The organism is Rhizobium sp. CBN3 (genome assembly GCF_030518245.1).
Lineage (GTDB): Bacteria > Pseudomonadota > Alphaproteobacteria > Rhizobiales > Rhizobiaceae > Rhizobium > Rhizobium aethiopicum_A.
Genome location: NZ_JAULSE010000014.1, coordinates 66,311 through 80,263 on the forward strand (window position 1 = coordinate 66,311; position 13,953 = coordinate 80,263).

8 protein-coding genes and 1 pseudogene are annotated in these 13,953 nt (G+C 62.8%); 3 read left to right on the plus strand and 6 right to left on the minus strand.

Annotation, left to right across the window (positions count from 1 at the left end):
* Window positions 1–119 precede the first annotated feature (119 nt).
* The 4 genes from dprA to QWJ46_RS20885 form a co-directional block, all read right to left on the minus strand.
* Window positions 120–1,262: a DNA-processing protein DprA gene (gene dprA, locus QWJ46_RS20870; protein WP_302753491.1), complete on the minus strand. Its 1,143-nt coding sequence runs from the start codon at window positions 1,260–1,262 to the stop codon at window positions 120–122.
* The gene (gene plsY / locus QWJ46_RS20875; RefSeq protein ID WP_302753493.1) at window positions 1,262–1,882 is read right to left on the minus strand and encodes a glycerol-3-phosphate 1-O-acyltransferase PlsY; all 621 of its coding nucleotides are present in this window, start codon (window positions 1,880–1,882) and stop codon (window positions 1,262–1,264) included. Before plsY ends, dprA begins: the two co-directional genes overlap by 1 nt.
* Before the next feature lie 77 nt (window positions 1,883–1,959).
* On the minus strand, window positions 1,960–3,249 hold the full coding sequence (locus QWJ46_RS20880; protein ID WP_302753495.1) for a dihydroorotase: 1,290 nt from the start codon (window positions 3,247–3,249) through the stop codon (window positions 1,960–1,962).
* Entirely contained in the window at window positions 3,246–4,202 is a 957-nt protein-coding gene (locus QWJ46_RS20885; protein WP_064801874.1) for an aspartate carbamoyltransferase catalytic subunit, read from the minus strand. The genes QWJ46_RS20880 and QWJ46_RS20885 overlap by 4 nt, the downstream gene beginning before the upstream one ends.
* A gap of 178 nt (window positions 4,203–4,380) precedes the next feature.
* Between QWJ46_RS20885 and QWJ46_RS20890 the strand changes: the two genes are divergently transcribed.
* Complete coding sequence (locus QWJ46_RS20890) at window positions 4,381–6,039, plus strand: acyl-CoA dehydrogenase family protein (protein ID WP_184452900.1); 1,659 nt, start codon at window positions 4,381–4,383, stop codon at window positions 6,037–6,039.
* Here QWJ46_RS20890 and QWJ46_RS20895 read toward each other — a convergent pair.
* Window positions 6,021–6,239, minus strand: a pseudogene (locus QWJ46_RS20895) (type II toxin-antitoxin system VapB family antitoxin). The gene QWJ46_RS20890 and the pseudogene QWJ46_RS20895 sit on opposite strands and share 19 nt — an antisense overlap.
* A gap of 135 nt (window positions 6,240–6,374) precedes the next feature.
* Window positions 6,375–9,248, minus strand: coding sequence for a ribonuclease E/G (locus QWJ46_RS20900; RefSeq protein ID WP_302753499.1), 2,874 nt, complete (start codon window positions 9,246–9,248; stop codon window positions 6,375–6,377).
* Window positions 9,249–9,870: 622 nt separating this feature from the next.
* Between QWJ46_RS20900 and QWJ46_RS20905 the strand changes: the two genes are divergently transcribed.
* Together QWJ46_RS20905 and QWJ46_RS20910 are read left to right on the plus strand one after the other, a co-directional pair.
* A complete protein-coding gene (locus tag QWJ46_RS20905; RefSeq protein WP_302753501.1) occupies window positions 9,871–11,130 on the plus strand; it encodes an N-acetylmuramoyl-L-alanine amidase in 1,260 nt (419 codons plus the stop codon).
* Between the two features lie 357 nt (window positions 11,131–11,487).
* Complete coding sequence (locus QWJ46_RS20910) at window positions 11,488–13,947, plus strand: penicillin-binding protein 1A (protein ID WP_184452892.1); 2,460 nt, start codon at window positions 11,488–11,490, stop codon at window positions 13,945–13,947.
* Window positions 13,948–13,953 lie beyond the last annotated feature (6 nt).

Consider the following 13,953-nt stretch of genomic DNA (forward strand, 5'->3'; position numbering starts at 1 on the left):
TGCACCCGTTGCAATCGAGGCGAGATTCACGGCATAAAACAATTTAAAATCGCGAAATGGCACTTTTCAACGCACCGTTCCGGCAGTTCGCAAAGCCGCTCCCTCGTGCCGGGCAAGCTTCAATCGGAAAGCGAGACGAGACCGCCCTGATGCCGATGCAGCCTGCCTGATATATCGAGTTCCAGAAGGATGAGATAGACGGCGGATGCCGGAAGGCCGGTGTGGCGGATGACATCGTCGATCTCGACAGGCGTCGGCCCGAGCGCGCCGATGATGCGCATCCGGTCCGAATCGCCGGGTGGCATCGTTATTGCCCGGCTCTCGCGTGCCGGCTCCTCCGCCATCGACAAGGGGAAGAGGTCGAGTTGCGCAAGCGGCGCCAGGGCTTCGATGACATCGGCAGGTTCGGTAACGATCGAGGCGCCGTCCTTGAGCAGGCCGTTGGTGCCGTGACAGCGCGGATCGAGCGGCGAGCCGGGCACGGCAAACACCAGGCGGCCGAACTCGCCGGCGAGGCGTGCCGTGATCAGCGAGCCCGAACGCATCGCCGCTTCGATGATCACCACGCCAAGCGCGATGCCGGCAATCAGCCGGTTCCGGCGCGGGAAATCGCGGGCGCGGGGCTCCCAGCCGAAAGGCATTTCGCTCACCGCCAGGCCGTTGCCGCCGGTTATCTCTTCGATGAGGCCGATATTCTCCGGCGGGTAGGGCTTGTCGAGACCGCCGGCAAGGGCGGCGATTGTGCCCGTGCCGAGGCTTGCCCGATGCGCCGCCGTGTCGATGCCGCGCGCCAGGCCGGAGACAACGGTGTAACCCGCCCGGCCGCAGTCGCGCGCCACCATCGCCGCGAATTTGGTGCCTGCGGCCGACGCGTTGCGGGAGCCGACGATGCCGACGGCCGGTCGTTTGGCGGCAGCAAGCGCGCCCTTGACGGCAAGAAGCGGCGGCGCGCCGTCGATCTGTTTCAGCGCCTGCGGATAGTCCGGCTCGCCGATGCCGACGAAGCGGGCGCCGAAACGATGCGCCGCTTCCAGTTCCCGGTGTGCCTCGGCCTCGCTGGCAATGCGGATGGCCCGTGTCGCGCCGCCACGCGCCGAAAGCTCCGGCAGCGCCGCGAGTGCGGCCTCGGCCGAACCGAAATGATTGATGAGATCGCGAAAGGTTGCAGGGCCGACATTGTCGGAACGGATCAGGCGCAGCCAGGCAATCCTCTGCCTTTCGCTCAGCACCGTACCTGTTGATCCCGCGCTCGGCGCGTCCATTATCCCTTCGCCCCGATCTTGCTTTCTGTTCCGCCCATCAGGCGCGAAATATTCGCCTTGTGCTTCCAGTAGGAGATGATCGTCATGATCGCCATGACGGCCGCGACCTTTTCATTGCCCAGAATCAACAGGGCAACCGGAATGACGAGCATGGCGACGAGGGCCGACAGCGAGGAATAGCGGGTGGTGACGGCGACCGCCAGCCAGACGGCGGCGAAGAGCACCACCATGATCGGCGCGACGCCGAGCAGTGTGCCGATATAGGTGGCGACACCCTTGCCGCCCTTAAAGCCGATCCAGACGGGGAAGAGATGGCCGATGAAGGCGAAGAAGCCGGCAATGATCGCCGCCTCCTCACCGAGGAAATAGCCGACGATCCAGGCTGCCGCCGATGCCTTCAGGGCGTCGAGCAGCAGGGTTGCCGCGGCGAGCTTGCGGTTTCCGGTTCTGAGCACATTGGTCGCGCCGATATTGCCGGAGCCGATGCTGCGCACATCGCCGAGGCCGGCCGCGCGGGTGAGGATCAGGCCGAAAGGGATTGAGCCGAAGAGATAGCCGATGACGGCGGCCGCAAGTGCGATCGGCAGCGTGATCTGCCATGACATGAGATTGGATAACATGTGCCCCCTCAGCCCTCCGTGGCTATCCTCAAGTCCGGCCTTTTTCCCCTCTGGGATGAACGGCGATAGTGTCGATTCTAAACTGCGTGGACAAGCTTTCCCGAGACGTAAGTCGCAACCGCTCGCCCGCTGAAGCGCGCATCCTCGAACGGCGTGTTCTTCGAGCGGGAGAGAAGCATGTCTTTGGCGACAAGCCAAGGTTCATCGAGATCGATCAGCGTGATATCGGCCGCAGCACCCGGCTTCAGCGTGCCGGCTTCAAGGCCGAAGATTTGTGCCGGGCGGGTGGACATGGCGTCGATCAGGCGCATCAGGCCGACCTGACCGCCATGGTGAAGCCTGAGGGCCGCTGCCAGCATCGTTTCCAATCCGACCGCGCCATCGGCCGCCTCGCCGAACGGCAGGCGCTTCGTGTCGACGTCCTGCGGGTCGTGCGAGGAGACGATGATGTCGATCGCACCGTTGGCAAGCGCCTCGGCCATGGCGACCCGGTCGTCCTCCGGGCGCAACGGCGGATAGAGCTTGAAGAAGGTGCGGTATTCGCCGATGTCGTTCTCGTTCAGCGCCAGATTGTTGATCGAGATGCCCGAGGTCACCTTGGCGCCGCGGCTGCGGGCGCGTTCGATGGCCTCGACCGATTCAGGCACGGAGATCATCGCGGCGTGATAACGGCCGCGCGTCAGCTCTGCCACCCTAAGATCGCGTTCGAGTGGGATCAGCTCGGCTTCCTTCGGAATGCCGGAGAGCCCCAGCCAGCTGGCGAAAAGTCCCTCATGCATGACGCCATTGGCGCCGAGATATTTGTCGCGGGTCTCACAGGAGATGACGGCGCCGAATTCGCGCGCATAGGTCATGATCCGGCGCAGCACCTGCGTGTTGTGGACGCTGGAATGGGCATCGGTGAAGGCGACGGCGCCCGCCTGCATCAACAGGCCGATCTCCGTCATCTCCTCGCCTGCAAGACCCTTGGTGAGGGCGGCTGCCGGATAGACGTTGACGGCGGCCGTGTCCCGCGCCGTCTTCTTGACGAATTCGACCAGCGCGATGTCGTCGATGACGGGGTCGGTGTCCGGCATCATGATGATGGAGGTGATGCCGCCGGCTGCCGCCGCCCGGCTCGCCGAGGCGATCGTCTCGCGGTGCTCGCCGCCGGGCTCGCCGATATGGACGCGCGCATCGACGAGACCGGGTGTTGCCACGAGGCCGGTGCAGTCGCGCACGACGGCGCCTTCCGGCGCGCCCTGGTTCTGTGCCTCGCTGCCAGCGGCAAGGATCACGCCACTTTTAGCGATGATCGTTCCGATCTCGTCGAGATTGCGTGAGGGATCGACGATGCGGACATTCTTGAGGACGATCGAGTTGCTCATGCCATCATTCCGTCGGTTCGGGGACCTTGGTTCTGCGAGACGAGCAGCGTCTCCATGACGGCCATGCGCACGGCGACCCCCATTTCCACTTGTTCGGCGATCACGCTCTGCGGACCATCGGCCACCTCGGAGGCGATCTCGACACCGCGGTTCATCGGTCCGGGGTGCATGACCAGCGCATCATCCTTCGCCGCTTTCAGCGTTTCGGCGTCGAGTCCGTAGAAGTGATAATACTCGCGCACCGACGGCACGAAGGCTCCGGACATGCGTTCGCGCTGCAGCCGCAGCATCATCACGACGTCGGCGTCCTTCAATCCTTCCTTCATCGAGTGGAACACCTCGACACCCATCTCGGCGATGCCGGCGGGCAGGAGGGTGGCGGGCGCGACGACGCGCACACGCGCGCCCATCGCGTTCAGCAGCAGGATATTGGAGCGCGCCACGCGCGAATGCAGCACGTCGCCGCAGATCGCCACGATGATGCGCGAAAGCTTGCCCTTGGCGCGGCGGATCGTCAGCGCGTCGAGCAGCGCCTGGGTCGGATGTTCGTGCTGCCCGTCGCCGGCGTTGACGACCGAGCAGGAGACCTTCTGGGCGAGAAGCGCGGCCGCACCGGCGCTTGAATGGCGGATCACCAGCACGTCCGGACGCATCGCATTCAGCGTCATCGCCGTATCGATCAGCGTTTCGCCTTTTTTCACCGAGGAATTGCCGACCGACATGTTCATCACGTCGGCGCCAAGCCGCTTGCCGGCAAGCTCGAAGGAGGCCTGTGTGCGGGTCGATGCCTCGAAGAAGAGGTTGATCTGTGTCAGTCCGCGCAGCGTCGACGTCTTCTTTTCTCTCTGGCGGCTGATCTTGACGGCTTCGTCCGCCTTGTCGAGAAGATAGGTGATATCCTGCTCGGTGAGGCCCTTGATGCCGATGAGGTGGCGGTGGGGGAAAAAGACCATGACCCTGCCTCTTGCTGTCTCTTGCGGGTCTATAATGAGTGCCGCCCGCCGGGGCAAGCACGCGCTGTGGGCAAAGGCTTATGTCCCCATGCATTTTCGCCCAAATTCCGATAGAGCAGAATAATGCGAATCATAACTTCCGGTTTTCCTTGCCGGGTTCTTGCACTAGAAGCGAACAATGACCTCCGCAAACCGGACTGACGACAAACTCGCAGAACTCAACCAGCCGAGCCTGTGGTCCGGCATCAATGCCTATCGATCCGATCCGCTGATTGTCGATCTGACGGCGGCCTTGCCGCGCGGCATCCGTGAAGACCTGGAAAATATCGGCCGCTACGTCACCTCGCCGGAGGCACAGGAGTTGGCGCGCATGGCAAACCAGGGGGCGCCACAGCTGCGCACCCATGGTCCGCGCGGCGAGCGTCTCGATGTCGTCGAGTTTCATCCCGCCTGGCACGCGCTGATGCGCCGCTCCATGTCGGTCGGCCTGCATTCCTCCGTTTGGGATCCACAGGCCGATATCGAGGCGAAGGACGCAGGCCACAGAGTCCGCGCCGCGCGGTTTTACCTGACGGCGCAGCTGGAATCCGGCCATCTCTGCCCGCTGACGATGACGAGCGCTTCGGTGGCCGCGCTGTCGGCGTCCCCTACGGTGCAGAAGGACTGGGCGCCGAAGATCCTGTCGCGCAAATATGATTCGTCCAACCGGCCCGCCATGCAGAAGTCTGCGGTGACGATCGGCATGGGCATGACCGAAAAGCAGGGCGGCACCGATGTCAGAGCCAACCGCAGCGCTGCCGAAAAGGTCAGCGAAGGCATCTACCGGCTCTCCGGCCACAAATGGTTCATGTCGGCTCCGATGAGCGATGCCTTCATCATGCTGGCGCAGACGAAGGAGGGCATGGGCTGCTTCCTCGTGCCGCGCCTGCTGGAGGACGGGTCGGCGAACGGACTGCAGTTCCAGCGACTGAAGGATAAGGTCGGCAACCGCTCCAACGCCTCTTCAGAGGTGGAGTTCACCGACACCTTCGGTTTTCTGCTCGGCGGCCCGGATGCCGGCATCCGCACCATCCTCGACATGGTGACGTTGACGCGGCTCGATTGCGCGCTGGCCTCCTCAGGCATCATGCGCGCCTCGCTGGCCGAGGCCGTGCATCACACGCGCGGCCGCAGCGTCTTCGGCAGGATGCTCGTCAACCAGCCGATCATGACGCGCGTGCTCGCCGACATGGCGCTCGATGTCGCAGCCGCCACCGCGCTGTCCTTCCGTCTTGCCGATGCTTTCGACAAGGCGCGCGGCAATGCCGAAGAAGCGGCCTATGCCCGCGTCATGACGCCGGTCGCCAAATACTGGTGCTGCAAGATCGCGCCCGCGCTGATCTATGAGGCGATGGAATGCATCGGCGGCAACGGTTACATCGAGGAGCGCCCGATCGCCCGCCATTACCGCGAGGCCCCCGTCAACGCCATCTGGGAAGGCTCCGGCAACGTGATGGCGCTGGATGTGCTGCGCGTGCTCAACCGTGGCAAGGACCTCTTCGAGACGGTCTTCGCAGGTCTTGCCCGCGACCTCGGCCCTGCCGGCAAGAAGACGATCGACGTATTACGCGCAGCAATCGCGCTTTGCGAACAGGACGAGGGCGCGGCGCGCCTGCTCGTCGAGCAGCTGGCACTTGCCGCCGGCGCGGCGGAACTCTATCGGCTCGGGGCGGGGCGCATCGCCGATGCCTTTATCGAGACACGCCTTGCCGGCGGCTGGCGCTCCACTTACGGCATGCTCGATTCCCGCTTCGACGCCAGCTACATCGTCGATCTGCTCTACCCGCCGGCGGCCTGATTGTCAGCGGGGGAATGACGTATCTCGTCGAGGTCGCCTTCCCAGCCGATCCCTGCGAGATCTGCGATCGCTTTTTTCTAACGGTGCTTGTCGACGAGGCTTCGCAAGGCCTGTTCGATCGTAGCCTTTTTCGTCGCCAATCCCGTGGCGGCCATTGCCACGTCGAGCAAGCCCCTATCGATATCCGGAGTCGTTCGCACGGTCGCGTCCCATGTGTGTGATCTCAACAATACACATACTCGCACTGCCTTGAAAATCGATGCTGAATGCCGCCATAAAAAATCCGGCCGCGTCGCCGCAGCCGGATCTCATCATTTACGTCCGAAAATCAGCGTTCAGAAGAAGCCACGGCGCTGCCACCAGCCGGCTTTCTTCGGCTTGCCTTCGTCGCTTTCGCCATTTTCGGTGCGGGTGGATTTCACCGTCGGCTCTGAGGAAGAAATATTGGATTCGCGGTTGGCGCGAACCGGCTTTGCTTCTTCCTGCGCGGGCGTTGCGAGATCGGCCGAGGCTTCGACCACCTCCGGCTCTGCTTCTACGGCTGGTGCCGCTTCCGCTACCGGTTCTTCGACCGGCGCTGCGGCGGGCTTCCGGCGGCCGCGGCCACGGGCAGGCTTTACTTCTTCGGCGACGACAGCCACGTCCTCGACGGCAGCCGTTGCAGCTTGGCTCTCGCTGGCCTGTTCGGCAACCGTCTCGACAATTGCGGCTTCACCGGGAGCGACGTCATCCGAAGTGCCGTCGTCTTCATCCTCGCTGCCGCTGTCTTCGCCGGCTTCATTCGCCGTCAGCTCGGAGCCGTCCTCCCGGTTGCGGCGACCGCCGCGCTTGCCGCGGCGACGGCGCTTGCGGCGCTGCGATTCCTCGGTTTCGGCGCGGCTCTCGGGTGCAGCGGCGGCGGTTTCGTCGCCGTCAGCGCCCTCGTCGTCGCCGTCTTCCTCTTCGTCGCCGGCTTCGCCTGCAGCGGCTGCCGGCTGCTCGGCATTGCCGTTGCGGCCACGACGGCGGCGGCGGCGCTTGCGCTTGCGGTTGCCTTCACCTTCGCCTTCCGAACGCGCCGCAGCGGGACGTTCGGTCGCGGCAGCCTTTTCCTCGAGTTCTTCGTCTTCGTCCTCGTCAGCCTCGATGACGATGTCGTCGTCCTCATCCTCGGGGATGGCTGCGAAATTGAAGAGGCTTTCGATCTTGACCGGGTTTTCCACGGGCTCGCCGCGGTCGATCGCGAAGTGCTGCGCGCCGACCGAACCGTCGGCATCGATGATGATCGCTACGCCAAAGCGCGCTTCGTAATCGACGATCGTCTGGCGCTTGTGGTTGAGCAGGTAGAGCGCGATGTCAGGCGTGGTGCGCACGGTGATGTTGTGCGTCGTGTTCTTGAGCAGATATTCCTCAATGCCACGCAGCACATGCAGGGCGACGGAGGACTGTGAACGGACGTGGCCGGTGCCGCCGCAATGCGAGCAGACCTGGGTTGTCGATTCGAGAACCGAAGCGCGGATGCGCTGACGCGACATTTCGAGCAGGCCGAAATGCGAGATCCGGCCGACCTGGATGCGGGCGCGGTCGTTCTTCAGGCATTCCTTCAGCTTCTTCTCGACGGCGCGGTTGTTGCGCTTCTCTTCCATGTCGATGAAGTCGATGACGATCAGGCCGGCGAGGTCGCGCAGGCGAAGCTGGCGAGCGATTTCTTCCGCGGCTTCGAGATTCGTCTGCAGCGCGGTGTCCTCGATCGAGTGTTCGCGCGTCGAGCGGCCGGAGTTGACGTCGATCGAAACCAGCGCTTCCGTCTGGTTCATGATCAGGTAGCCGCCGGAACGCAGCGTCACCTGCGGCTGCAGCATGCGGTCGAGCTGGGCCTCGATGCCGGAGCGCGAGAAGATCGGGTGGATGTCGCGATAGGGCTGAACCACCTTGGCATGGCTCGGCATCAGCATCTTCATGAAGTCTTTCGCTTCACGATAGCCTTCCTCGCCGGCAACGATGATCTCGCCGATATCCTTATTGTAGAGGTCGCGGATCGAGCGCTTGATCAGCGAACCTTCCTCATAGACGAGGCAGGGGGCGGTGGAGGCGAGCGTCAGCGTGCGGACGTTCTCCCACAGGCGCATCAAATATTCGAAATCGCGCTTGACCTCGACCTTGGTGCGGTTGGCGCCGGCGGTGCGCAGGATGACGCCCATGCCTTGCGGCACTTCGAGCATGCGGGCGATTTCCTTCAGGCGCTTGCGGTCCTGCGGATTGGTGATCTTGCGGGAAATGCCGCCGCCGCGCGCCGTGTTCGGCATCAGAACCGAATAGCGGCCTGCAAGCGAGAGATAGGTGGTGAGAGCGGCACCCTTGTTGCCGCGCTCCTCCTTGGCGACCTGAACCAGCAGGATCTGGCGGCGCTTGATGACTTCCTGGATGCGATACTGCTTGCGCGGCTTGCGCTGCACGCGGTCCGGCACTTCTTCCATTGCGTCTTCGGCGCCAACGGATTCGATGACTTCCTCTTCGCCGTGATCATCATCGTCATCGTCGTCATCGTGGCGACGCTTGCTGGTGTCGATTTCCTCGGAGATGGCGTCGGTTTCCACCATCGCGGCCATTGTGCCGCCGGCAGGGGCATCATCGTCGTTATCGACACTCGAAGCGCCTTCCGCTTCGACGTCTGTGGGAACAGCATCCTCGGTCGCGGTTGTTTCGGCGACCTTCTTGCGGCTGCGGCGTGGTTTGGCCTTCTTGGCCGGGGCTTCTTCGGCGGCCTCGGGCGAAGCTACGACCTCCGGCGCTGCAGCAACCTCTTCGGTGGCTGCCTCGTCGGCTGCGGCAAGCGGCTCCGGCGCCTCCGCCGGCACGATGCCGACATCCGGCTGGTCCTGGGTCGAAAGGTCGACCATCGGCGCGGTTTCGACGTGCTCGACGTCTTCGTCGCGACGGTGCTCTTCGGCCTCGGCCCGAAGCAGCGCCTGACGGTCGGCGAGCGGAATCTGGTAATAATCAGGATGGATTTCGGCGAAGGCCAGGAAGCCGTGCCGGTTGCCGCCGTAATCGACGAAAGCGGCCTGCAGCGAGGGTTCGACCCTCGTTACCTTTGCAAGATAGATATTGCCGCGGATCTGCTTCTTGTGCTGCGACTCGAAGTCAAATTCTTCTATGCGGTTTCCGCGAACGACAACGACGCGCGTCTCTTCCTCGTGAGACGCATCGATAAGCATTTTGTCTGCCATGTAAGCTGTGCTCCTCGGCGTGGCCGCGAGAGCGCATTCCCGACTGCTGTTGAAACAGAAAGAATGCGGTCCACCGTGGCCGCGCCGGATAATGAAAGTCGCGCTTGACGCGAAGGGAAGAGCAGCAGCCAGACCGCAGCCGGAACCGTTTCGGTCCGGGGCCTGTACACTTCAGATAAAACCTGCTGCGAAACCATCAACAACCAAGCGTGATCGACAAATACGAAGACCCGGTTCGGGTCCGATGAGGTTGCTCCCTGAGAGCGTGGTGGCTGATCCACCAATGAAGTTCCGACAGAAGCCGGAAAATCAGGATCCAGTTCCCGGGTTGAAGCGCATGAGACGGCGGACGATGACCGATGTGGCGCCAGGTCCAGATCTGGCTGGCAGCCTTTGCGGCGACTCTATCCCGTCAACACTTCTACCCTAAAATGCGTTGTATGTTTTCTCTGTCACAATAGCAAGGGAAAAGCCAAATGTGCCATAATATTGATGGATTTCGAATCGCATAGAAACTGGGGGCAGGTGACCGCGATTCGGCAGGTCGCAAGGCGTTTCGCTCTCGGGCGTCCGTTCCGGCCAATCAGGTCCATCGCGGTTATAAATAGGGTGTGGCGGTTTATTGTTTAAGAGGGCTCGGATCGCGGCGCAGTCCGCAACGCGGCGATCGACATTCGCAAGGCGGGTTCAGACGGCGGTGCTCATTGCAGCTTGCCTCCTGCCTGGCCTCGCGGGTTCGGCCGATACGAAGGATCCGCTGCTCGCTTATGGGGCGCGCATCATCGGCGATGACGCCAGGACGCGGATCGTCATCGATTTCGATCGCGAACCGCGTTTCTCCGTCCATTATATCGCTAATCCGGAGCGGATCGTCGTCGATCTGCCGGCCACCGCCTTCGGTTTTCCGGCGAAGGATTTGGCCGCTCGCGGCCTCTTCAAGGATATCCGCTACGGCAAGATGGATGAGGAGAGCGCCCGCATCGTGCTGACAGCGGCAAGGCCGGTGAAGCTCTCGCTCGCCAAGGTGCAGGCCGACGAGGCGGGCAGGGGCCATCGCCTGGTGCTCGACGCCGAAATGATCGATAAGCAGGCCTTTGCCGAACTGGTGAAAACACAATCCTGGGATGATCGGACCGAGGCGGCCCAGACGACGAGCGCCATTCCGGCGCCAGAGAAAGCCACCCCCGGCGATTTCGTCATTGCCGTCGACGCCGGCCATGGCGGCATCGATACCGGCGCAATCGGCGTCGACACGAAGACCGAGGAAAAGCAGGTGACGCTTGCCTTCGCCAGGGCTCTGGCCGACCGGCTGAACAAGGAGCCTGGCATCAAGGCGTTCCTGACGCGCAGCGACGACGAGTTCCTGTCGCTTTCCCAGCGCGTGCTGATCGCCCGCCAGAACCATGCCGGCCTGTTCATTTCACTGCATGCCGATACGCTGAAACAGAAGGATATCCGCGGCGCGACGGTCTATACGATTTCGGACAAGGCCTCCGACAAGCTCGCAGCCGATCTTGCCGAGCGCGAAAACCTTTCCGACCAGATCGCCGGCAAGGAGGTAGTCGCCGAGCCCCCCGAGGTCGCCGACATCCTGCTCGATCTGACGCGGCGCGAGACGCAGGCCTTCTCGATCTCGCTGGCCGAGAGCGTGCTGAATTCCTTCAAGGACCAGGTCGGCACCATCAACAATCCCCACCGCCACGCCGGCTTCCGCGTGCTGCAGGCGCCTGACGTGCCGTCGATCCTGCTCGAGCTCGGGTTCCTGTCGAATGCCGAAGACGAAAAACGGCTGCTCGACGAAACCTGGCGCATCAGGATCGCCGATCTCCTGACCGAGGCGGTAAAGCGATACCGCACCGGCGTCGTGGCGAATGGCGGATGAAACGCCGCCCCAAAATTCTAACGAGTTCGCCAGGCGACATCAATGAAAACAGAGACTTGGACGTATCCGCTGAATCACGTTCTGAGCGGCTTGCTTAGGTTGTCGGCGGGGATGGGCGTTGCTTGGATGTGACAGTCCTGATGAAACGCTGCCGCGGCGGTGATTGCGGCGGGCAGAGCCCTATTTTGCTCACATTCGCGCCGTTACTCCGGCTTATGTTTCCTAGCTTGAGGCGCGGAATCGGCTTGTGGCGGTAGCGCTCATGGAGTAAGCCGCGCGCAACGTGCAAATTGTCTCGATCTGTGCAATCGTTGCGTCTGCGCCGATTGCAGATCGAAGAGACCGGTAGCTGAAAATATGCTTAGACTTCTTGGATATTTCTTCGGAATGGCCTGCGTCCTGTTTCTGGTCGCGGCGGCGGGTATCGCCATCTATCTCGCCAATGTCGCCAGGGATCTTCCGGACTATGCCGTTCTGAACAGCTACGCGCCGCCGGTGACGACCCGCGTCCATGCCGGCAACGGCGCTCTGATGGCCGAATATGCCAAGGAAAAGCGTCTCTTCCTGCCGATCCAGGCCATTCCCGACCGTGTCAAGGCCGCTTTCCTATCAGCCGAGGACAAGAATTTCTACAACCATCCGGGCGTCGACCTTACCGGTCTCGGCCGCGCAATTCTCGTCAACCTGCAAAATTTCGGTTCCGGCCGCCGTCCCGTCGGCGCTTCCACGATCACCCAGCAGGTGGCTAAGAACTTCCTTTTGAGCTCGGACCAGACGATCGACCGCAAGATCAAGGAAGCAATCCTCTCTTTCCGTATCGAGCAGGCCTACAGCAAGGACAAGATTCTCGAACTCTACCTGAACGAGATTTTCTTCGGGATGAATTCCTATGGCATCGCCGGCGCAGCACTGACCTATTTCAATAAGTCGGTCACCGAACTGACCGTCGCGGAGGCCGCCTATCTGGCATCGCTGCCGAAGGGGCCGGCCAATTATCATCCTTTCCGCCATCCTGAGGCGGCGCTCGAGCGTCGCAACTGGGTTATCGATCGCATGGTCGAGAACGGCTATGTCAGCCAGAGCGACGGCGCGGAAGCCAAGAAGCAGCCGCTCGGCGTTACCGCCCGCAGCAATGGTCCGTCGCTCTTCGCGTCCGATTACTTCGCCGAAGCCGTACGCCGCCAGCTAATCGACCAATATGGCGAGAAGGTCCTCTATGAGGGTGGCCTTTCCGTGCGCACATCGCTCGATCCGCAGATGCAGCTCGCCGCCCGCAAGGCGCTGCAGGATGGCCTGGTGACCTATGACGAGCGCCGTGGTTTTCGCGGGGCCATCAAGCAGATCGACCCAAGCGGCGACTGGGGCAAGGCGCTTGCCGATATTCCCGCGCTATCCGACGTTCCGGAATGGCGGCTCGCCGTCGTGCTCGCCGTCTCCGACGACAACGTCGACATAGGCCTGCAGCCGGCCAAGGACGGGAGCGGCAAGGTTGCGGCGGACCGTCTGCGCGGCACCATCGACGCCAAGAACATGCAATGGGCCTATCGTTCGGCGGATGGCTCGCGCAAGACGGCGAAATCGCCGGCCGGTGTCCTGAGCCCGGGCGATGTCATCTATATCGAGAAGCTCGGTGACGACGCGTCGACCTCCTATCGCCTGCGTCAGCCGCCGAAGGTACAGGGCGGCCTCGTCGCCATGGATCCGAAGACCGGCCGCGTGCTCGCGATGGTCGGCGGCTTCTCCTATGGCCAGTCCGAATTCAATCGCGCCACTCAGGCGATGCGCCAGCCGGGCTCCTCCTTCAAGCCCTTCGTCTACGCAGCGGCGATGGACAATGGCTATACGCCGGCCTCCGTCATCATGGATGCGCCGATCGAGATCGTCTCGGGCGGCCAGGTCTGGAAGCCGGAAAACTACGGCGGCGAATTCGGTGGCCCGTCGACGCTACGCTCGGGCATTGAGCATTCGCGCAACCTGATGACGGTGCGCCTCGCCAACGATCTCGGCATGAATATCGTTGCCGAATATGCCGAACGCTTCGGTATCTACGATCACATGCTGCCGGTTCTCTCGATGTCGCTCGGCGCCGGCGACACGACAGTGCTGCGCATGGTCTCGGCCTATTCGGTCATTGCCAATGGCGGCAAGCAGATCAAGCCGACGCTGATCGACCGTATCCAGGACCGCTACGGCAAGACGATCTTCAAGCATGAGGAGCGCCTCTGCGAGGGCTGCAATGCCGGCGACTGGCAGAACCAGGAAGAGCCCAATGTCGTCGACAACCGCGAAACCGTCCTCGACCCGATGACCGCCTACCAGATCACCTCGATGATGCAGGGCGTCATCCAGCGCGGCACCGCCGCCGGCAAGATCGATCTCGGGGGCCGCGACGTCGCCGGAAAGACCGGCACCACCAATGACGAAAAGGATGCCTGGTTCGTCGGTTTCACCCCGGATCTCGTCGCCGGCCTTTATATGGGCTTCGATACTCCGGCCCCGCTTGGCCGCGGCGGTACCGGCGGCGGTCTCTCCGCCCCGATTTTCAACGAATTCATGCAGGCCGCCGTTAAGGACATGCCGGAATCGAAGTTCGTCATTCCGCAGGGCATGAACCTGATCCCGATCGACCGCAAGACCGGCATGGCCGCCGCCGACGGCGATCCGAACACGATCGTCGAAGCCTTCAAGCCCGGTACCGGACCCGCCGACAGCTTCTCCGTCATCGGCATGGACAGCACCATGGCGCCGGAGGAGATCCTGAAAACCTCGCCGCAGGCCAACCAGGCTGTTCAGACCGGCACGCCAGGCCTCTTCTGAGCCTCA